General features: G+C 47.7%; 15 protein-coding genes, 1 rRNA gene and 2 pseudogenes. 14 read left to right on the top strand and 4 right to left on the bottom strand.

Translation table 11 applies throughout. The features are described 5' to 3' along the window. The first annotated feature begins 138 nt into the window (after window positions 1-138). From IEY53_RS29455 to sigK, 3 genes and pseudogenes are all read left to right on the top strand, one after another. A complete protein-coding gene (locus tag IEY53_RS29455) occupies window positions 139-315 on the top strand; it encodes a hypothetical protein (protein ID WP_189031284.1) in 177 nt (58 codons plus the stop codon). After that, window positions 308-913, top strand: a complete 606-nt coding sequence (locus IEY53_RS29450) for an ATPase (RefSeq protein WP_189031282.1) — start codon at window positions 308-310, stop codon at window positions 911-913. The genes IEY53_RS29455 and IEY53_RS29450 overlap by 8 nt, the downstream gene beginning before the upstream one ends. A gap of 57 nt (window positions 914-970) precedes the next feature. Beyond that, window positions 971-1,482: pseudogene (gene sigK / locus IEY53_RS29445) on the top strand (RNA polymerase sporulation sigma factor SigK); the annotation flags it as partial. A gap of 327 nt (window positions 1,483-1,809) precedes the next feature. On the opposite strand, the gene IEY53_RS29440 reads toward sigK, so the two are convergent. After that, window positions 1,810-2,190 (bottom strand): hypothetical protein, encoded by a 381-nt coding sequence (locus IEY53_RS29440; protein WP_189031280.1) that lies wholly within the window; start codon window positions 2,188-2,190, stop codon window positions 1,810-1,812. Between the two features lie 1,003 nt (window positions 2,191-3,193). On the opposite strand from IEY53_RS29440, the gene IEY53_RS29435 reads away from it, so the two are divergent. The 7 genes from IEY53_RS29435 (at window position 3,194) to IEY53_RS29405 (ending at window position 12,205) form a co-directional block, all read left to right on the top strand. Then, window positions 3,194-4,135: an ArsR/SmtB family transcription factor gene (locus tag IEY53_RS29435; protein WP_189031278.1), complete on the top strand. Its 942-nt coding sequence runs from the start codon at window positions 3,194-3,196 to the stop codon at window positions 4,133-4,135. Between the two features lie 183 nt (window positions 4,136-4,318). Further along, window positions 4,319-5,683, top strand: a complete 1,365-nt coding sequence (locus IEY53_RS29430) for an ABC transporter substrate-binding protein (RefSeq protein WP_189031276.1) — start codon at window positions 4,319-4,321, stop codon at window positions 5,681-5,683. 82 nt (window positions 5,684-5,765) lie between these two features. Next, window positions 5,766-6,653 (top strand): carbohydrate ABC transporter permease, encoded by an 888-nt coding sequence (locus tag IEY53_RS29425; RefSeq protein WP_308424265.1) that lies wholly within the window; start codon window positions 5,766-5,768, stop codon window positions 6,651-6,653. Further along, entirely contained in the window at window positions 6,650-7,456 is an 807-nt protein-coding gene (locus IEY53_RS29420; protein WP_189031274.1) for a carbohydrate ABC transporter permease, read from the top strand. The genes IEY53_RS29425 and IEY53_RS29420 overlap by 4 nt, the downstream gene beginning before the upstream one ends. 40 nt (window positions 7,457-7,496) lie before the next feature. After that, window positions 7,497-9,959, top strand: coding sequence for a family 43 glycosylhydrolase (locus tag IEY53_RS29415; RefSeq protein WP_189031273.1), 2,463 nt, complete (start codon window positions 7,497-7,499; stop codon window positions 9,957-9,959). A 60-nt stretch (window positions 9,960-10,019) separates the two neighbouring features. Further along, window positions 10,020-11,780 carry a glycoside hydrolase family 2 protein gene (locus tag IEY53_RS29410; RefSeq protein WP_189031272.1) on the top strand — a complete coding sequence of 587 codons (1,761 nt, stop codon included), beginning with the start codon at window positions 10,020-10,022 and terminating at the stop codon, window positions 11,778-11,780. Window positions 11,781-11,944: 164 nt separating this feature from the next. After that, complete coding sequence (locus IEY53_RS29405; RefSeq protein WP_189031271.1) at window positions 11,945-12,205, top strand: GntR family transcriptional regulator; 261 nt, start codon at window positions 11,945-11,947, stop codon at window positions 12,203-12,205. Window positions 12,206-12,311: 106 nt separating this feature from the next. On the opposite strand, the gene IEY53_RS29400 is transcribed toward IEY53_RS29405, so the two are convergent. The 3 genes from IEY53_RS29400 to IEY53_RS29390 form a co-directional block, all read right to left on the bottom strand. Next, window positions 12,312-14,798 (bottom strand): family 43 glycosylhydrolase, encoded by a 2,487-nt coding sequence (locus tag IEY53_RS29400; RefSeq protein WP_189031270.1) that lies wholly within the window; start codon window positions 14,796-14,798, stop codon window positions 12,312-12,314. A gap of 343 nt (window positions 14,799-15,141) precedes the next feature. Then, window positions 15,142-16,422 carry a glycoside hydrolase family 27 protein gene (locus tag IEY53_RS29395; protein WP_189031269.1) on the bottom strand — a complete coding sequence of 427 codons (1,281 nt, stop codon included), beginning with the start codon at window positions 16,420-16,422 and terminating at the stop codon, window positions 15,142-15,144. Between the two features lie 109 nt (window positions 16,423-16,531). Continuing rightward, on the bottom strand, window positions 16,532-17,413 hold the full coding sequence (locus IEY53_RS29390) for an AraC family transcriptional regulator (protein WP_189031268.1): 882 nt from the start codon (window positions 17,411-17,413) through the stop codon (window positions 16,532-16,534). Window positions 17,414-17,577: 164 nt separating this feature from the next. Between IEY53_RS29390 and IEY53_RS35485 the strand changes: the two genes are divergently transcribed. The 4 genes and pseudogenes from IEY53_RS35485 to IEY53_RS29375 form a co-directional block, all read left to right on the top strand. After that, window positions 17,578-18,090 carry an SGNH/GDSL hydrolase family protein gene (locus IEY53_RS35485; protein ID WP_229696431.1) on the top strand — a complete coding sequence of 171 codons (513 nt, stop codon included), beginning with the start codon at window positions 17,578-17,580 and terminating at the stop codon, window positions 18,088-18,090. Window positions 18,091-18,119: 29 nt separating this feature from the next. Next, window positions 18,120-18,647 carry an SGNH/GDSL hydrolase family protein gene (locus tag IEY53_RS35480; protein ID WP_229696430.1) on the top strand — a complete coding sequence of 176 codons (528 nt, stop codon included), beginning with the start codon at window positions 18,120-18,122 and terminating at the stop codon, window positions 18,645-18,647. Window positions 18,648-18,720: 73 nt separating this feature from the next. Further along, window positions 18,721-19,076, top strand: a pseudogene (locus IEY53_RS29380) (sigma factor-like helix-turn-helix DNA-binding protein); the annotation flags it as partial. A gap of 499 nt (window positions 19,077-19,575) precedes the next feature. Further along, window positions 19,576-19,636, top strand: a 16S ribosomal RNA gene (locus IEY53_RS29375); the annotation flags it as partial.

The following is a 19,636-nucleotide window of genomic DNA, read 5'->3' as shown; positions in this document are numbered from 1 at the left end:
TATCTCAATCCTACAGGTTGTTTGTGTTTTTTTAAACTCAATAATCACAGTATTATTTATAAAGCTCTAAGCAGATATAATATGTGCTGTACTGTGGTATACTCGAAATATAAGTGGAAATGAGGTGTTTCTATATTGATGAATCTTACTAAGGACCTTGCCAAATTGATTCGATTAACGGGTGACCGTGCAAAATTGGATGCTAAAGCAAATGGGACATATATAGTATATAAGACAACTGAGGGGCAAATTGTTAGAGAATATAGTACAGGGGAAATAGAAAAAATGAATGAACAGGACTTTACCCATGAATGAGACAACTGCAACGATGTTTGTGTTTGCCGGTAATAATGGAAGTGGTAAAAGCACAATTCGTAACTTGATCGTTGACCGTCTGGGGGTAAGTGTAAATATTGATCCGGATGCACTAGCCCGCAAAATCAATAATGGGCATCCTGAAAAGAGTAAAGTATCCGCTGGAAAAGAAGCTATAAGAATAGCCAGGGAATGTATCCGAAATAAGTGGGACTTTACCGTGGAAACTACTTTAGCCGGTGGTAACGTTATAAGACAGATGAGAGATGCAAAGGAACAAAGTTTTGGAATTATTATGTTTTATGTGGGACTAGGGGATGTTCGGCTAAATATTGAACGTGTTGCTTTGCGCGTGAAAAATGGTGGTCATCATATTGAAACCGAGGATATTATTAGACGCAATGTAACAAGTATGAATAATCTGTTATCTCACTTAGACCTGATTGATCAATTAATTGTTGTTGATAATAGTAAGGCTGATGGGGAGTTTATCCTTGAAGCAGATAAAAGCGGGATAAAATATTATTTAAATGAATTACCTGAATGGGTCAAAATAATTGATAAACAATTACAGATTAAATTTAAAACTCAAAAATAAACCAATTGGAATGAGGATCGAGCCCAGTTGGTTTATTTTTTGACATCGCATCGTGTCCACAACCTCAAGAAGTTCGACAACACCGGAGAAGATATGGAGGACCTGATCTCCATCGGCACGATTGGACTGATCAAGGCCATTGAAAGCTACAAACCCAATAAAGGAACCAAACTGGCCACATTTGCGGCCCGCTGTATTGAGAACGAAATCCTAATGCATCTGCGTTCGCTCAAAAAAACCCGCAAGTACGTGTCCCTGCATGATCCGATTGGAACTGACAAGGAGGGGAATGAAATCACCCTCATCGATATCCTCGGCTCCGAAGCCGACGATGTCATCAAGGAAGTCGACCTGAAGGTTAGAAGAGCAAGATTTACCGCAACCTCGATATCTTGGATGACCGGGAAAAAGAGGTTGTAGTTGGCCGGTTCGGCCTGGACACCGGCGGGGAGGAGCGGACGCAGCGGGAGATTGCGAAAGAGTTGGGGATAAGCCGGAGTTATGTGTCACGGATTGAGAAAAGGGCGCTCATGAAGCTGTATCATGAGTTTTATAAGGCGAAGAGGTAGGATCTAGAGGATAATTTAGATAATAATTAGAGATTCACAATAGAACATTTAAAAAAGCAACTTGCCAACAGGGAAGTTGCTTTTTAAGTTAAGCAGGTGGCACTGAATGAATATAAAAAAAGAAAATTTAACTTTTTAGCTGCTGAGGGGTGTTATTATGACATACACAAAAATATATGATAACCATATTCAATTGTTACATGTATATAAGAATAATGAATAGCACCCAAGGTCCATATCAGACACAAGATATAATAAAAGTAAGTCGTTGTGTGATGGTTCTCTGCAAACATCCTGTTTCGGATATCAATTCACCCTAAGCTTCTCCTAATGCAAACGGTACAGTTCAAGAGCGGAAGGAATATCGGTTACATGAACTGCTTTATAGAGATCATAGTTTGACATTAAAACATCGTAATATTCGATAAGCCATTCATCTGAGCTATACCCTTGCAATATATAAACCTTGTCACGCTCGTCTCCATCCACAATGCCTATTTGTCGGCCTTTCAATTCTCCAACCCCTGAACCAAACAATGAATAAGTAACCTCGCCTCGTTTAATTTTAACAGTAGATTGCTCAGTATTCGTTATTCGCGAAAAACGTTCAAAAGGTTCCGAATGAGAATCCGTCAAAAACAATAATTTAATCACAAAGAATCCTATCACTATTACAACAACAGAGAGAGCAATGAGCATTTTTTTCATTTCATGTCCCCTTTGCCTAAAAGGTATGGCTAGTGCAACAAAGCAATGAGCCGTGTTAACTTAGTCTCACATAAAAAAATTAATTGTGCGTGTGTGCTTCTTCTGTATGCCTGATCCCAGTAAACCAGGAGCAGCTGATGTGGCCGCCTTTACTATTCCCATTACGCATGGTGGTCTGCCCGTTACAGTATATATTTCCAGCACTACTATTATCCTCAGACCCTATGGCTTCATCAACACAATAAATACTATTTCTATACATTGAGAGTTGGCTATTTTGAAGAGCCATTACACCAAGTTTCCACTGAAACAGAGCAGTCGGAGTTTTGAAGAGCAAATTGAGCTGTTGTAATTGAATTCAAGTTCATGTCGTGCTTATTGCAGCCAACAATATTTATGTTTTTGTAAACCTTGGATCTGCCAGATACAAGGTTTACCTCGTCTGTAGGCTTAAGATATGGATGATAGGAGGGTGATATAATAAAAAGTAGAACGAACAGGCATATCAAAAATAACATTCGGAAAAGTGAATTCTTCATAATGTTATTACATCATTCCTTAAATCTATTGCTAGATGTTTTTATAATAGAGTTTAAATTTTAAATAAATTACACAATTTGACAAATCTAGCTTGTGAGATCAGCATATCCGAACATCCCCAAATAAACAACCTATTATATTGCATTTTTTCATCTATATAAACCGTAATAAAGATTATAACATCATAACCTGACAAGCAAACGATCTATGGTTTCCATCGGGCGCTCATTGATGCGTTTCATAAAATTGGCTGACATGAAGCTTACGCTTATACAATTTTTCAAAAAAAACATTGTTCACAACATCGGCTTTGAGCCACAGTCATAGCCCTTCAATCGGATTGAGATTGGGACTGTACGGAGTCAGGAAAACTACTCTTTTAATACAAGAATATTGATTTTTTTGTATGTTAAAAGTAATATTATTGTAATATTACTTTGCTTTTCAAGAGGAGTGCAAATCTGTGCTAGAGCTCAGTTTTAATGATCCCGAGAAATTGGTTATGGTAGCACACGCATTATCCACACGGTCACGAGTTGATATTCTTCAGTTATTAATATCCCAAAAATTGAACGTAATTGAAATTGCAGCATTGCTCAAGCTTCCCGTATCGACGGTTGCCAACAATATTAAGGTGCTGGAAGCGGCAAAGCTGATCAATACAGAGTTACTCCCCGCATCGCGTGGAGCAATGAAGGTATGCAGCCGTAATTATGACGACATTCACTTTGCATTGAATATTGAAAAGGCGGTATTCAAGGAGGAGTTTCGCGTCTATGAAGTGGAGGTGCCCATCGGTCATTACAGCGATTGTGAGGTCTCACCAACCTGCGGAATGGCCAATTCCGAGGGGATGCTTATCCGTGAGGATGAGCCCGCGAGTTTTTATCATCCCAAGCATATCAATGCGCAGATTATATGGTTCCGCAAAGGGTATATTGAATATTTGCTTCCCCTTGAGGTTCCTTCCGGATCGCGGATTGAGTCGCTTGAATTGTCGATGGAGATATGTTCAGAGGCTCCGAACTACGACAATAATTGGCCATCCGATATATCAGTGTGGATTAACGGTGTAGAGATTGGAATGTGGACTAGTCCGGGGGATTTCGGGGACCGGAGAGGCAAGTTGAATCCGGCATGGTGGTACGATTGGTCAACCCAGTACGGTCTGCTGAAAACCTGGCGGGTGGATAATGAAAAGACAACGCTTGATATGGTAAAAGTGTCGGCGGTTAATCTGGACCTTCTGAATCTGATGCAAAGCCACAAAGTCCGGGTGAGGATCGGCATTAAACCGGGAGCTGTCCACCAGGGCGGGATCAATTTGTTCGGCCGGCAGTTTGGGGATCATGAGCAAAACATCGTAATGAAAGTGAACTTTATTCCCACTGGGGATGATAAATAAAGCCGTTAGTTACATAAAATATGTAACTAACGGCTTTATTTTATTTTAATTACAATAATGACGTTTGAAAGCGTTGACAAAATGCTTTGTTAGACCTATAATTCGATTTAAAGATACAAGATTGATGAAATAAAGTGAAATTATTGTTTTGTATCTTTTAATCATTTAAAAGGGGAGACATGCATGAAAAAGAGAAGTATCGGAGTTACGGCTATGGCATTGCTGCTTTCGTTCTCAATGGTGTTAAGCGCGTGTGGAGGCAACGGCAACAGCGGGAGCAACGCTAATGGCAACAATAGTGCTGCAGGCGCGGGCAATGAAGAAGGCGCTTCCGGAAATGCAAGCGATTCCACAGACAACGGCGGCGAAAAGGTGAGTTTGTCTTTCTGGACCCTGTTTGACGGCGGAGATGGAGCCAATATGCAGACGCTGGTCGATGAATTCAACAAAACACATTCCGATATCCAAGTGAAGAATACAAAGCTGGCTTGGGGAGAGTATTACACTAAACTGATCACGGCTGTCGGAAACGGCAACGGACCGGACATCGGTATTTCCCACACCTCCCGCCTGCCGGATTTGATTAACCAGGGCGTGGTGACAGACCTTGATACTACGGCGACCGATGCGGGTGTGGATTGGAATACATTCAATCAGAACCTGTTAGATGCTACTGTCGTAGATGGCAAGCATTATGCGGTGCCGATTGATACGCATCCTTTTATTATGTACTACAATGTTAAATTGCTGAAAGATGCCGGTCTGCTTGGTGATGACGGCAAACCGGTTATGGAGCAATCGGCCGACGGCTTCCTTAATTTCCTCAAAACCCTGAAAGAGAAGCTTCCGAATAAGGTTACCCCGTTTGCGCTATCTAATGCCAATGATGACCCTTATCGTCTCTGGTGGGCCTTGTATTCGCAGCTTGGCGGCAACGATCTGATTTCCGATGATTTGACTGTCGCGGATATCGACAAGGAGAAAGGCATTCAAGCCGCGGATTATATCCAAAAGCTGTTTACCGAGGGGTATATCAAGAAAAACGATCCGGACTTTTATAAAAATTTCCAAAGCGGAACTGCAGCCATCATGATGACCGGCGTATGGGCGACGGGAACCTGGGAATCCACAAAGAACTTTGAGTTTGGTGCGATGCCAATCCCTAAAATCTACGATCAGGAAGCCACATGGGGCGACTCTCATACTATTATTTTGCCAACTACGAAGAAAGAAGATTCTGCTAAGCGTAAAGCGGCGATCACTTTTGCGAACTGGGTTGCCGACAACGGCCAAATTTGGGCCAAAGCAGGCCATATTCCATCCAAGCCCTCCGTTTTGGAGAAACAGGAATTTAAGGATATGCCTTACCGCAGCGACTACGCTTCCGTAGCAAGTATGGTTAAATTCAACAAACCATCCGTCAAAACGGCACAAATTCGTGACAACGTCTCCTTTAAGTTTTTGAATGAGGTCTGGGCTAACAAAATGACTCCGGCTGAAGCGATGGACAAAATGCAGGAGAATGTGCAAAAAACGCTGGACGAATAGGTTATAAACCGGCTGTAGCAAGCTTGCGGTTGGGACCGCAGGCTTGCCCGCCGATTAGAAAGAGGGTGGAATATGAATGAAAATGAAGAAAATAAGAGCGGACATACAGGCACTGCTTTTCCTGCTTCCTTTTTTGGTGGTATATATTTTATTTACTCTATGGCCCATGGTCAAGGGCGTTGAAATGACCTTTTATAAATGGACACTTATCAAAAAGATGGATTTTATCGGCTGGGATAATTACCGGCAGGTTCTGCAGGATAGAGAGGTATGGGAAGCATTATGGCATTCGGCTATTTTTGTTGTTCTTACGACACCAACCATGATTGTGCTTTCCATTTCATTGGCTTTGATCGCCAACCGCAAATCGCTGCTACAGAAGTTCTATCGTAGTATCTTTTTCATTCCCAGTGTTCTTTCTGTGGCAGTTGCTTCTTATCTGGGGCTGTTTGTGTTCCAGCCGTACACCGGCTTGGTGAATTCCATCTTGCATTTGATTCAACTGCTTCCAGGGGATCAGGAAATATTTTGGCTAACCGAAACAAGCCTGGCTTGGATTGTAATTACGTTAATCACGTTATGGTGGACGGTCGGCTTTAATTTTATTTTGCATTTGTCAGCTATTCAGGAAATTCCGGATGAAATTTATGAAGCGGCCCGGTTGGACGGTGCGAATAACAACCAAATTTTCTGGAGAATCACACTTCCGTATTTGACTCCGATTACCAAAACGATTATGATGCTGCAAATTATCGCTTCTTTCAAGGTATTTATGCAAATTTATATTATTACTGGTGGCGGACCGCTGGATCAAACCCGGCCGATCATTCAACTGATCTATCAGACGGGCTTCAGAAAGAACAATCTTGGCTATGCGGCGACGATGTCCTATCTGCTGTTCGTTATTCTGCTAGTGCTTTCGGCGCTGCAGTATTGGATCAATAACCGGAAAGGGGCGGAAGATCGATGAAATGGCTGTATCGTATAATTTCGGCATGTATGGCTACCTTGTTCGCGGCACCGCTGGTATGGATGCTGGTTGTCTCCATCAAAGAAGAAGGGATGAAGATCATCACCGTTCTGGACTGGTTTAAGCCCCCGTATTCATTGGATGTCTATAAGGAGATACTCACCGGAACGAAGCTGACTGTCTGGATCGGCAATAGTTTGCTGGTGGCCGCGCTGGTTATGGTTCTGACAGTGGCCGTAGCGGCTCTGGCCGGTTTTGCTTTGTCAAAGTTGCCGTTCCGTTACCGCACCCTTATGTTTTTTGTTGTGCTGGCAGGTCTGCTTATTCCCGGGGAAGCTACAATTATTCCGCTGTATCAAGTGGCAAAGGATATGGATCTCCTGAATTCATACCAGGGCCTGATTATTCCTGCACTTGCGTCACCAGTGGCGGTAATCGTACTCAAAAGTTTCTTCGACGGCATTCCGAACGATTTGCTGGAGAGTGTTCAGATCGACGGTGGGGGAACATGGCGGATTTTTATCCGTATTATACTGCCGCTCACGCGTCCTGCTCTGGCCTCTATGGCAATCCTAACTTTTATAGGTTCGTGGAATAACTTTTTATGGCCGTTCCTTTCGATAACCGATGATAATTTATTCACGCTGCCGATGGGCATTCCAACACTGATGGGCCAATATTCGGAAGACTACGTGAAACCGATGGTTATCAACGCTATTGCTTCGATTCCAATTATCATTTTGTTTGTTACGTTTGAACGGCAAATCGTCAAAGGGATCAGCATGTCGGGAATTAAAGGGTGAGTAGCAAAATGAATTTTCTTCTTACCGGGAGTGAAATGAAATGGGTATACATTGGCGGACTGGTATTTTGCTGTTTTTGTTTGTTCTTAGCGGGAGCGGATGTAGCCCGGATATCCGGGAAGCGCCCGAACCCCAACTGAAAATGTATACGAATCCCATTACTTTGGCAGACGAATGGGGCGATTACGGACTTGGCGACCCCTTTGTGTTCGCCTATAACGGAGAATATTATCTGTATGTCAGTACGCGGGATACGGATGCAGGCGTAAAGGTGTGGCGCTCAGAGAATCTGGTAGATTGGTCCTACGAAGGATTATGTACGGAAGATCCGGTAACCATGGGGGCCTATGCACCTGAAGTAAGGTATTGGAATGGCAAGTTCTACATGTATACCTCGCCCGCCGGGCAGGGGCATTATGTTCTGGAGAGCGACAGCCCGACCGGTCCGTTCCAGGTTGCGGCCGGTAATTTCGGTCGGACCATTGACGGCTCTACTTTCGTCGACGATGACGGCAAGTGGTACTTTTATTATGCGGGAACCCTGGGGATTCAGGCTGCGCCTATGACCGATCCGCTGACCCTGGCGGAAGAAGAGTACCAAACCCAGGCTTATATGGGCGGCTGGACCGAGGGGCCGACGGTATTTAAACGCGGAGGCAAATATTATATGACCTACACTGGCAATCATGTGTTCAGCAATGGCTACCGGGTGGACGCCGCCATAGGCGATTCCCCGCTCGGGAACTTTGCCGGATTCGCCAATAATCCGCTGCTGCTGGGTACCGAAGGAGCTACTGTAGGAGTCGGCCACAATTCTGTTGTCCGTGGTCCTGATTTGGATACGCAATACATGATCTACCACAATCTGGAGGGTCATGGTGTAGTCGGACCGCTGAGACACATGAACATTGACCGGATCGTCTGGAACGGGGAACGTTTCAGCGTGTGGGGACCTTTATCGGGCCCTCAGCCTATGCCGGCCTTGCCGGCTTTCGCCGAACGTTTTGGAAGCGATGGAGTCCTGAAGGATTGGGAGTCTGCAGGAAGTGGAAAATGGTCTGTAAATCCCGGCGAAGGGTTGCTGGCGGAGGCGGAAGGCGGGGAGCATGAAGGCGCCCTGCTGCTGGCCAAGCCGCAAACGCAGGATAATTACACGGCCGAATTCCATGTTCAAGTCAAGGAGGGTGTATCGGCGGGTGCTGTTTTTTCATATAAGGACAAGGCTAACTACGGTACCGTTCTGCTAGACAGGACGGCTGGAGAAATCCGGGCAGAGATTCGCCGTGGTGGCAAGATCGAGACAACAGAATCGGCGGTGCTGCCGAAGAATTTCGATATCGGCCAGATGCAAAATTTACGGCTTGAGGTTCAGGGAGGCAATGTTCGAATCTATGTCCAGGAGATGCAGATTCTTCAACTGAAGCTTCCAAAGCACGCAGGCGGCGGCCGGATTGGTTATGCCGCCGTAGAGGCCAAAGCTCGCTATGGATATGTGGCTTTCAGCAATGAAGTGGACGGCAGCGGCGTACAGAAAGCTTATGCTCCGCTGCCCGGCGTGATTGATGCCGTTCATTATGCACCAACGGATGTACAGACGGATACGGAAGCCATCACTCTGAAGCCGGACGGCGGGGGAGGTTATACGCTCGCGGACCTTGGCGCGGGAACTACGCTTGGCTATCGGGTCAATGTGGCGAACAGCGGCAGTTACAGTCTTCGCCTGCGCCTTGCGCCGGGTGAAAACGGAGTTAAGGGGAGGCTGCTGGACGGCGGCAAAGAGATTGCCTCTTTTGAAGAGGAGGCCTCCACCGGACAGAACGGAGCGTGGAGGACGGTATCGGTCCACGGAGTGGATTTAGAGAGCGGTCTCCGCAAATGGAAGCTGGAGATTGAAGAAGGCACGATGGATTTGGACTGGATCAAGGCGGGGCTGTATACACCGCTAGAACCGGCCTCGGATGATTTTGAAGACGGAAATGTGTTTGGCTGGTCCCGTTATGAGGGGGATTGGTCGGTTAAAGACGGACAACTCCGTGCCTCGTCGCTGCAGCCCGGCAAAATATTGTACGGCGACTACGGGTGGACGGATTATTCGGCAGAAGTCGATCTGACCGTCCCGGAGGAAGGCGGCCAAGCCGGTATTCTTATCAGGGCAACCGAACCGGCAAACGGAATGGAGCTGAATCAGAACAGGGATGATTTTCTGAGGGGCTATTCTATTTATCTCGAAGGGCAGCACATTTATCTGGTCAAGCACAATTACAATACGGAACCGCTTGCAGATGTGGCTTATGCTTTGCCGCCGGAGGGCGAATGGGTGCATATGAAGGTACTGGCCGAAGGTACTCATATCGCAGTTTATATGGAAGGCGGAGATGAACCGGTCCTGACTTTTGATGACCGGAGTGAAGAGCCTTGGCTGCAAGGGAAAGCCGGATTGAAAACGGGAGAAACCGCTTCACGGTTCGACCGGGTTGATATAAAACCGGCAGGTGCACAGTGAGGTTCTGCCGGAACAAAATTTCCATGTGAAAATAAGATTGAGAGAGGAAAGTGCATACTAATGGCAACACTAGCTTACATCAAAAATTATCCGCGTCCGCAATTTGTGCGCGAGGAATGGCTTGATTTAAACGGAGAGTGGGATTTCAGCTTCGATGATGAGAATGCCGGAGAAACAGAACGGTGGCATTCGAATTTCCCTGCAGGACAGCAAATTAAGGTTCCTTTCACCTATGAAACCAAGGCAAGCGGTATCGGGGTTGAAGAGTTTCATCCCCGGGTATGGTATCGCAAACGATTGGCGATTCCGCAGGAGGCAGCCGGCAAAAGGGCCATTCTGCATTTTCAGGGCGTCGACTACAAAGCTAAATGCTGGGTGAACGGAACCTTTGCCGGTGAGCATGAAGGCGGATATGCAGCATTTTCATTTGACATCACCCCTTACCTTGTTTACGGCGGGGAGAACAACCTGGTCCTGGAAGTGGAGGACAGCCAGAGCTGTACGCAGCCACGGGGCAAGCAACGATGGGTTCATGATAATTTCGAGTGTTTTTATGTGCAGACCACCGGAATCTGGAAAAGTGTGTGGATTGAATATGTCAATGAAGTTCGGATTGATGCAGTGAAAATGACGCCGGATATTGACCGCCATATGATCCGCTTTGACTTTCAACTGACCGGTGTAGAGGGAAGGGACGGCTTAATGCTGGAAACCCTGATTACGCTGAAAGGACAGAAGATACAACAGCTCGGCTTGTCCGCCGACAGGTCCTGGATTACGGTTGAGGTGAATTTGTTTCACGAAGCGAGCGGTCCATGGAAGCGGTGCCTGTGGTCGCCGCAGAACCCGAATTTGTTCGATGTGGAGTTTGTGCTGTGCCAGAACGGGGAGCAGGTTGACAGGGTGCATTCTTATTTTGGCATGCGGAAAATATCAATCGAAAACGGGCAGATTTTGCTCAATAACGAACCCCTCTATCAAAGGTTAATTCTGGATCAGGGGTATTGGCCTGAAAGTCACCTGACCCCTCCATCCGAAGAGGCTCTGATCGAAGATATCGATAAAATCTTCGCCATGGGCTATAACGGTGTGCGTAAGCACATGAAGGTGGAAGATTCCCGGTTTTTGTATTGGTGCGATGTGAAGGGAATGCTGGTCTGGTCGGAAATGGCTGCCGCATTCGAGTTCAACGACCAGGCGGTTGTCCGCTTTACGAGGGAATGGATGGAGGTGTTGCCCCAGCAATACAACCACCCATGCATTATTACCTGGGTTCCGTTCAATGAATCATGGGGAATCTCCACAATCGCCCATGATGTCCAGCAGCAGCGTTTTACGGAATCGATCTATCATCTGACCAAAGCGGTTGACCCTTACCGTCCGGTTGTGACCAATGACGGTTGGGAGCATACAGTCTCGGATATTTTGACGCTGCATGACTATGTGGAGAGCGGAGAAGAATTTCTCAAGCGTTATCAAGACAAAGATGCGATTGTAAACAACAGGATCTCATTTAATAACGCGAAACACGCCTTTGCGGAAGGATACAGCTACACGGGGCAACCGATTATAGTAAGTGAGTTCGGCGGTATTGCCTTCCAGACAGAAAGCGGCTGGGGGTACGGAGACCAGGTGCAGTCTGAGGACGCGTTCATTGAACGTTTCCGCAGTATTACCCGAGCGATTAAAGCGACTCCTTACATTGCCGGATACTGCTATACACAGGTTACCGATGTGCAGCAAGAGGTTAACGGGTTGTTGACTGAAGACCGTAAGCCGAAGGTTCCGATTGAAGTCATCAGGGAAATTAATCTGAAGTAGGCCGATACTGCCTGTCAAAAAGCTATCGAATCCAGCGGTCTTCGCATCCGTTTTCCTATCCGGGTTTACGGCGGCGGAGGCCGAATTCTGCACTAGGAGTAATCAGCCGCCGTAACCTAAAGGGCATGTCGCTTCATGACATAATCAGAAAATGGTGATGATGGATGAAGAAGGGGCTTCCGCTATATCGCGAGATACAGTATCAAATCAAGCGGCAGATCGAACTGGGGAACTTGAGGCCCGGAGACAGGATTCCATCAGAGAAGGAACTGGCTGAGCGGTTTTATGTCAGCCTGATTACCGTAAAAAACGCTTTGACCGGTTTGGCCGATGACGGAACTCTGATCCGAATCCAGGGCAAAGGAACATTTGTCGCTGGTGAATCGCTTATGCGGTTTTTTACCGGCGGGGCTAATGTGAAATAAAATAAGCGGATTTTCCGGCAGAAACACAAAGCAGCAATTTTCCAGTTAATTGGAGAATTGCTGTTTTGCTGACGGATTGCGGTAATTAGAATACGGAATATATTGCTCAGGGATAAACCTGGAAATTATCAAACTGGGTGTTGTTGTCCATGACGCGTAGCCCTGCTTTGCCGTGAGTAAACGGATTGGCACTGTTGTCGTTGTAGTCGATTTTAGGTACCTTCATATCTCCGACAAAGATTTTGATATTCGTACCGTTCACAACAACCTTCATATGATGCGCTGTGTTTACCGGCAGCGTGGCAGTTGCGTTGGCCAAAGCCGTGTAGCCGTAATTCATTTTGCCGAGAAATATGCCATCCGGTTTAAGAAATGCGTAATAACCCTGCAAGTAATCGGCATTGTTGGCCAGTTCCTTCCCGTTTGACGGATTATTGACCCGTACAAGAATGCCCGAATCTCCCGAGGATGTCAGCGGCTTAATATCCGCCTCAACAGTGTAATCAGACCAGCGGTCATTGCCGATAGTCGTTTTGGCGAAGGAAGTGGCAGCGGTTGCTGTGTATTGGCCTCCTGTCACCGACCAATTGCCTTCAAACCGCGTCCAGCCGTTATCATTGCCATCGTTGAAATCATCAAGAAGAGGACTGGCCGTCTCGCTGCGCGAAAAGACCATGCCGCTGAAATCAAACTCGCCCTCCGCAATTTCAAACCGCAATTCGTGATTGCCTGCGGTTAGATAGATACCCTTCTTACTTGTTGTCTGCCAATTCTCCCAATCTCCCGTATTCTTCAAGTTCACCGCCCCGGTAAGGTCCTGTGTCCCGTCCCAGATACGGAACTTGGCATCTGAGAATGTGGTTGCCGCCCGGACATCCAGATCGTACATTCCGGACTCAGCTACGTTGATTCTGTATTTCATCCATTCACCGGTTTGGTTCCAACCGACCACATGCTTACCCTCAGCTCCTGACAGTCTGATATCCACTTCACCGGCACGGTAGGTTCCGCCTATATTCCCGGCACTGAGATCATGAAAGGCCGTTCCTTCAACGCCATTAATATAATGTACGGCTTCAATAGTTCCGGGCACGGGCTTATAGGCGTTCCAAGCGCTGCTGCCGCCTACTTTGTTGCTGAAGGCGACATAGCCGAAATCGGCATGGACATCGGAAGTGGTGTAGCCAACCTTGCCGCCGCCAAGCCCTTGGACTGACCGGGTCTGTTTTTTCATGCCGTCGACATAGACGGTGAAGGCAGCACCGGATTTTTCTATCCGGATCTGATGCCATTTCGTATAGTCAAATCCGCCCGGCAATGAGGCATACTGCCAGCCTTGGCTTACTCCGCCTACGACATATTGCGTTTCCAGCCGGTTCAAATTACGGTTTAACACGGCAAGACCGTAGTTGGACTCGTTGGTATAAGAGAATACCGCTCCATACAGCGGGTTGGCGCCCGTTCCTTGCTTCATTTGCTTGGTATTAAATTCTGCTGTGTAATCGGAGCCTGTCGGGGTTGCAGTTATCTGCCGGTACCATGCCGTACTGCCGGTTGTATCCTGCCACATGAGCTCCTGATTGTAAATGCCCCAGGTTCCCCCGCCTACATTGCTCCATGAGGCGCCGATTCCCGTGCGGTTGAACCGGTCGGAAAAGTCGGGCAAATCGGGGTTAGGCTGGGCAGCAGTCGTTGGTCCAAGCACCGTCATCCGGTCACCATTCCAGGCGATCCGGTCAAGATTCATTTTGCGGCCGGGATACCTGATATTCCCCTGATGCGCATGGCTGTGGTACACCATGTAATCGGAATCAAGGTCCGGACCGCGCACGATACTATTATGGCCCAACCCGATATTGGCCCCTTCTGTATCGATTAGTACAGGATTCTGGCCGGCAGCGGGAATATAATTTGCCGCAGGTGAGGAACTGACGGCATAATCCACCCGGTAAGCCGTGCTCCAGACATGGTTGCCGGTGTAGGTCATAAAATATTTACCGCCCCGTTTAAGCACTGTAGGTCCCTCCGTCCAGCCGGCCATTGACAGTCCGCTTGAAACTGCCGCACCAAAACTGGTCGGGCTGCTCATAGGCCGGATTGTGATCTGGTCAGATCCCGTCGAATAGAAGTACCATTGGCCGTTGTCGTCAATAAACACGGAGCCGTCAATGCCCATGCCCACATTTCCTGTTACCGGAATAAAAGGTCCCAGAGGACTGGAGCTTTTTAATACATAGTGGCCCCCACCTTGCGGAGATGTGTACATATAGAAATTTCCATCCACATGGTAGAATACTTCCGGCGCATAGGCTGCCTTTGTAATGGGATCGGTGGCGCAGAGTCCCTGGTAGGTCCAATTGAGAAGATCGGCCGATGACCAGACCTTAATCCCTGTCTGATCGTCAACGGTGCTGACATACAGGTAATAAGTACCGTTGAATTTAAGGATATAGGGGTCGCCTTCGCCATGAAAATCAGTGTTGGCCCATTTCCATGAATTGCTCATGCTCAAAGGATTGCTGTAAGCAAAGGTCTGGGCTGGAAATAAAAGCAGCGTCACGATACCCAGCAGCAGTGTTTTACGCCATTTCATACTCGATCATCTCCCACTTGTAAAATAAAAAACTGGTATTTCCGGTTGTTAGTTAGTTTAACAACTCCTCCCTCAAATTTAGTAAGCGGTTTCACCGACCAATATAACAAAGAGTGATGGATTTCTCATATACCTAATACAGTATAAAATGGATTGTTAATAAACAGAAAACGGTCTGACATTATTTAACCTGATCGTCTTACACTTTCAGGGAGTCTGCCTTCGCCGCCGTCTATTTTGGCGCATGCCGCAACCTCGATATCTTGGGTGTGGGAATTTAGTTGTACCGGGAAAAGTGTAAGAAAGCCGGTTGTCCAGACGAATCTGGATAACCGGCTTTTCCTTACAGGAAGCTATAGAGGCGAACGCCATGCGGTGGTACAGTGGTCTGCAGCGAGCCTGCAGTAAGCCCGGCGGGCGCTCCGCTCCACAGCTCGGTGCCGGCGGCAGTGCCGCTCAGGCCGATCTCTTCAAGGGACAGTTCCGGCTGCAGAGGGCTATCGCCGACATTGAATACGGCAGCATAACGGGTGCCGTCAGTGTGCTCGGCTGTCCAGACGATAAGATCGTCTCTGCAAAGCGCCTCCTTAGCTCCGTGGCTCTCGCGGTGCATGCGCAGAACCTCACGGTTGGTCAGCAGCGACAGCGTCCAGTCATCGTTGTCCCGCAGTTCACCGCCAAAGATCAGCGGCGAGCGGAAGATGCTCCAGAGCGACATCATCGTCAGCTGCTCGTCACGCGTGAACCGGGTCCAGCGGTCTGCCCCGCCGCCATCCACCGAGCGGATGCCGATGTGCCCGAGCGGCAGCATGTCGCAGTCCGGCCAGCAGCCGGCCTGCGGTACGCCTTGCCATTTCCGGCAGCGGTCGAACATATCCAGCAGCAGCGGCCACAGGTCCCAGAAGTCGTCCGTGACCCGCCACATGTTGGCATGCCCGGTGAAGAACTCTGCGTATTCCACCGGAGCGGGTCCGGGAGAGAGGCTCAGCACCATGGGCCGGCCGCAGCGCTCGATCGCCTTGGAGATCAGGGCGATCTCCGGCTGATGGGTGTCGTACAGCCTGGAAGCGGCGATGTCGTCCACCTTCACCAGGTCGACGCCCCACTCTGCGTACAGTTCAAAGAGAGAATCATAATACGCCTGTGCCCCTTCTTTTGAGGCGTCCACACCATACATATCTGTATTCCATGGACAGATGGAATTCGTATGAGCAATATCGCGTGCGGTTGCGGTTGTACCCAGAATAGGAGTAGCAGCGTGGGCAGCCTGCCGCGGAATGCCGCGCATGATATGAATGCCGAATTGCAGCCCAAGACTATGGACATAATCGGCTAACGGCTTAAAGCCTTGGCCGCCTGCTGCGGAAGGAAACCGGTTCTCGGCAGGCATCAGCCGGGAATACTCATCCATCACCAGCGGAACGAATGGACGGTATTGTGAAGAATTCGCCAAGGGCTCGTACCATTGAATATCGACGGTGATGTAGCTCCAGCCGAAGTCTTTGAGATGTTCTGCCATATATTCCGCATTGCCGCGGATTTCGTCTTCTGTTACGGCCGCGCCGTAGCAATCCCAGCTGTTCCAGCCAAGCGGCGGAGTTGGTGCTATAAGCTTATGATTCATTGTAAAGCTCCTTTACTGATTAATTATTGCTCTTTCTTTAGTTCATCATAATAAAGGAGAATAGCGATATCTATAGTAATCTTACGAGTGGAATAGCACTATATTGCGGTTAATCAAAAAAAAGCCTGCGGTAGGTTAGACTTTCGCCCCCGCTCCGGAATTCTCCCGGCGTAAGCCCGGTCAGGCTGCGGAACGCCTTAATGAAATAACTTCCGCTGGAGTAGCCAATCCGCTCGGCTATGGCTTCAATGCTCAGGCTGGTTCCCCGAAGCAGTTCCATGGCCTTCTCAGTGCGCACCCGGGTCAAATAAGCGCCAGGTGTCAGGCCCGTACTAGCCGAAAACCGGCGGATCAGGTGGTATTTGGATAGGGAGACATGCTCGGAAAGCTGATCGATACTGATCATCCGTGAATAGTTATGCTCTATAAATTCGGCGGCGCGTCTTACGTTCTCCGACCAGTTATCCCTGTTCCGCAGCGTAGTTACCTGGAGTCTGGATAGTTCGGTCATGAACTGGTAGATGCAGGACGAGGCGATCAGGGGGTCGGTGATTCTGCCTGCCGCCGCATCGTTCACAATCATCCGTAATAGCCGGACAGGCACACAGTCTGCGGGCAGATAAGGAACCTCCCCTGCTTCACGCAGGAACTTACGCCAGTGGGGAAGAATCAGATCGGGCCGGAACAGCAGGAACAGGAAATCCCAAGGCTCTGCCGATTCCGGGTGATAATAATAGCGGTGGGCTCCGGGAATTTCGGCGAGAAAAGCCTGCCCGGCGGTAACACGGTGAGTCCGGTTCTCCGACTCAAACACGCCTTCACCGGAGACGGTGTATTGGAACAACAGAAGAGGCCCATCGTTCCGCTCCAGACCGTCCCAGCGGTAAGAAGGCGTGGTGATTGAATCACTGCCGGCCGCAAATAATACGCAGAGCTGGAGATCCTTGTCTTCCGCGAACCGAAAGCCGTAGGTGCCTCTGGGGATGTCCATAAATGTCCTCCTAGCAGTAAGTGAAGATGCTTCAGCATTGATCTTAACATACAACCCGCTATCCGAGGCAATACAAGCAAGTTTAGAGCGACTTATTGAAAAGAGAAAATACCTTTGTTACTGTTACTAGTATACAACCCATAAGCAGCGAAGGAAGGTTCATTATGTCCCCAAAAACTCAAGGTTTTAAAGCGACGAATAAACATGTGAAAATCATTGGACGGACCCACTATTACAACGATGTGTTGTGTCTGGCTCTCTCAGGCGGCGGTGTAGAATTTTCATTCTATGGCACGAAGGCGGAGATTACAATCAAGGGCGATTCAATTGCATCAACCGGCAATAATCTGGCCAGAATCGGCATCAGTGTAAACGGCATACGGGTGATTGACGATCAGGTGGATCAGCCGCTCAAAACGTATACGGTATTTGAAAGCGATACTGAGCAGGATGTCATAGTAAGAATCACAAAGCTGTCAGAGGCAGCGATGTCAACGGTCGCGATTCAGGAAATCGCTGTTGATGCCGCGGATGGCATTAAGCCAACCCCGCCTAAATCACATACTATTGAATTCATCGGGGACTCCATTACCTGCGGCTACGGCGTAGATGATGAGCACGAGCTGCATTCTTTTTCCACGCAACAGAAGATGTTACAAAAGCCTATGCCTACCTGACCGCAGAGCAGCTTGAGGCTGACTACAGCATGGTTTCCTACAGCGGATACGGCATTATTACAGGCTACACGGAAAATGACCAAAAACTGCTCACACATCTTCTTCCGGATTACTATGAAAAAGTTGGTAAATCTGAAGGGGAGTTTGACGATGGCATGCTGCCCCAAGACGTACGTTGGGACTTCAATAAGTTTGTGCCCGGTCTGATTGTCATCAACCTTGGCACAAACGATGATTCCTATACCCAAGAGGATAAAAGCAAGCAAACAGAATATGCTGAAAAGTATGTTGAGTTCCTTAAAATGGTCAGACTCAATAATTCTCGGAGTCTCATTCTCTGCACGCTGGGGATCATGGGAGACAGGCTGTATCCTTTTATCGAACAAGCAATGAAACAATATACTCGGGAAACAGGCGATAGCAATATTACCGCAATGAAGTTTGATGTGCAGCTGGCAGCTGACGGATACGCGGCCGACTTTCACCCGTCCCAGGCCACTCACTGCAAAGCGGCGGAAAAACTGACTGCTCAAATTAAAGAGCTTATGGAGTGGTGAACGTTAGTGAATGAAGTGATTTGGTTGCGTTACTTCTATTAGAATAATTGACATCGTTTCGTGGCTACAACCCAAGAAGTTCGACAACACCGGAGAAGACATGGAGGACCTGATCTTCAGCTGTATTGAGAACGAAATCCTGATGCATCTGTGTTTGCTCAAAAAGCCCCGCAAAGACATGTCTCTGCATGATCTGATTAGCACTGAAAAGGAGGGGAACGAAATCACCCTCATCGATATTCTGGGTTCCGAAGCAGATGATGTTATAAAAGAAGTCGTGTCGTGCGCTTCATCCTCGATACCAGAGGAGACGAACGGACGCAGCGTAAGATCGCCAAGGAATTGGGCGTCAGTAGTAGCTACTTGTCGCGGATCGATAAGATGGCGCTGATGAAGCAGTATCATGAGTTTTATAAAGCAAAACTTTAAGGAAATGGAAAGAGACCTGTCAGATGCTGATACCTTAAGGGCTTTTTTGAAGGAGCTTTGAAAGAAAGCAAAGGCCGTTATATCGAATTTGGTTGGTTGGCGTGCGGCCTGCCAGAGTATATATTTCTTAAACTCACATCCGGCTCATTCGAAAGGACCTATATAAGAGCTGGAAAAACTTACAAGTTGAATCAATAGCTCAAATGAGGTATATTATATATCCGGTCGTTGATATAACAACTTCTGGACGATTGGTGAAAAAATAAAGCTTGCATAAATCATAGGTAATATGATATATTATAAGAGTTGCTGGTGACGATCTGATCGCCGCTAACAACGAGCTTGATCTTTGAAAACTGAACAACGAGTGAGTGGGAATTCACGAAAGTGAGATCCAAACAAAGAGGATTCTTACAGCATGCAAATGCTGGAGATGAATCGGTAGAGAATGCAAATTCTCGTCAGATGTTTCAAAATGAGCAATCGCTCTTTTCAATACCAATTGGAGAGTTTGATCCTGGCTCAGGACGAACGCTGGCGGCGTGCCTAATACATGCAAG

The organism is Paenibacillus albidus (assembly GCF_014644435.1).
GTDB classification, from domain to species: Bacteria; Bacillota; Bacilli; order Paenibacillales; family Paenibacillaceae; genus Paenibacillus_AQ; species Paenibacillus_AQ albidus.
The sequence above is the reverse complement of the archived record's forward strand: the minus strand, read 5'-3'. Positions and strand labels throughout refer to the sequence as shown.

Excerpts from the sequence above, each read along its gene's own strand:
- IEY53_RS35485 (WP_229696431.1), top strand. The coding sequence starts at position 17,578 with ATGTCCCCAAAAACTCAAGGTTTTAAAGCGACGAATAAACATGTGAAA.
- IEY53_RS29425 (WP_308424265.1), top strand. The coding sequence starts at position 5,766 with ATGAAGAAAATAAGAGCGGACATACAGGCACTGCTTTTCCTGCTTCCT.
- IEY53_RS29395 (WP_189031269.1), bottom strand. The coding sequence starts at position 16,422 with ATGAATCATAAGCTTATAGCACCAACTCCGCCGCTTGGCTGGAACAGC.
- IEY53_RS29430 (WP_189031276.1), top strand. The coding sequence starts at position 4,319 with ATGAAAAAGAGAAGTATCGGAGTTACGGCTATGGCATTGCTGCTTTCG.
- IEY53_RS29400 (WP_189031270.1), bottom strand. The coding sequence starts at position 14,798 with ATGAAATGGCGTAAAACACTGCTGCTGGGTATCGTGACGCTGCTTTTA.
- IEY53_RS29390 (WP_189031268.1), bottom strand. The coding sequence starts at position 17,413 with ATGGACATCCCCAGAGGCACCTACGGCTTTCGGTTCGCGGAAGACAAG.
- IEY53_RS29440 (WP_189031280.1), bottom strand. The coding sequence starts at position 2,190 with ATGAAAAAAATGCTCATTGCTCTCTCTGTTGTTGTAATAGTGATAGGA.
- IEY53_RS29420 (WP_189031274.1), top strand. The coding sequence starts at position 6,650 with ATGAAATGGCTGTATCGTATAATTTCGGCATGTATGGCTACCTTGTTC.
- IEY53_RS35480 (WP_229696430.1), top strand. The coding sequence starts at position 18,120 with ATGGTTTCCTACAGCGGATACGGCATTATTACAGGCTACACGGAAAAT.
- IEY53_RS29455 (WP_189031284.1), top strand. The coding sequence starts at position 139 with ATGAATCTTACTAAGGACCTTGCCAAATTGATTCGATTAACGGGTGAC.
- IEY53_RS29410 (WP_189031272.1), top strand. The coding sequence starts at position 10,020 with ATGGCAACACTAGCTTACATCAAAAATTATCCGCGTCCGCAATTTGTG.
- IEY53_RS29415 (WP_189031273.1), top strand. The coding sequence starts at position 7,497 with ATGGGTATACATTGGCGGACTGGTATTTTGCTGTTTTTGTTTGTTCTT.
- IEY53_RS29450 (WP_189031282.1), top strand. The coding sequence starts at position 308 with ATGAATGAGACAACTGCAACGATGTTTGTGTTTGCCGGTAATAATGGA.
- IEY53_RS29405 (WP_189031271.1), top strand. The coding sequence starts at position 11,945 with ATGAAGAAGGGGCTTCCGCTATATCGCGAGATACAGTATCAAATCAAG.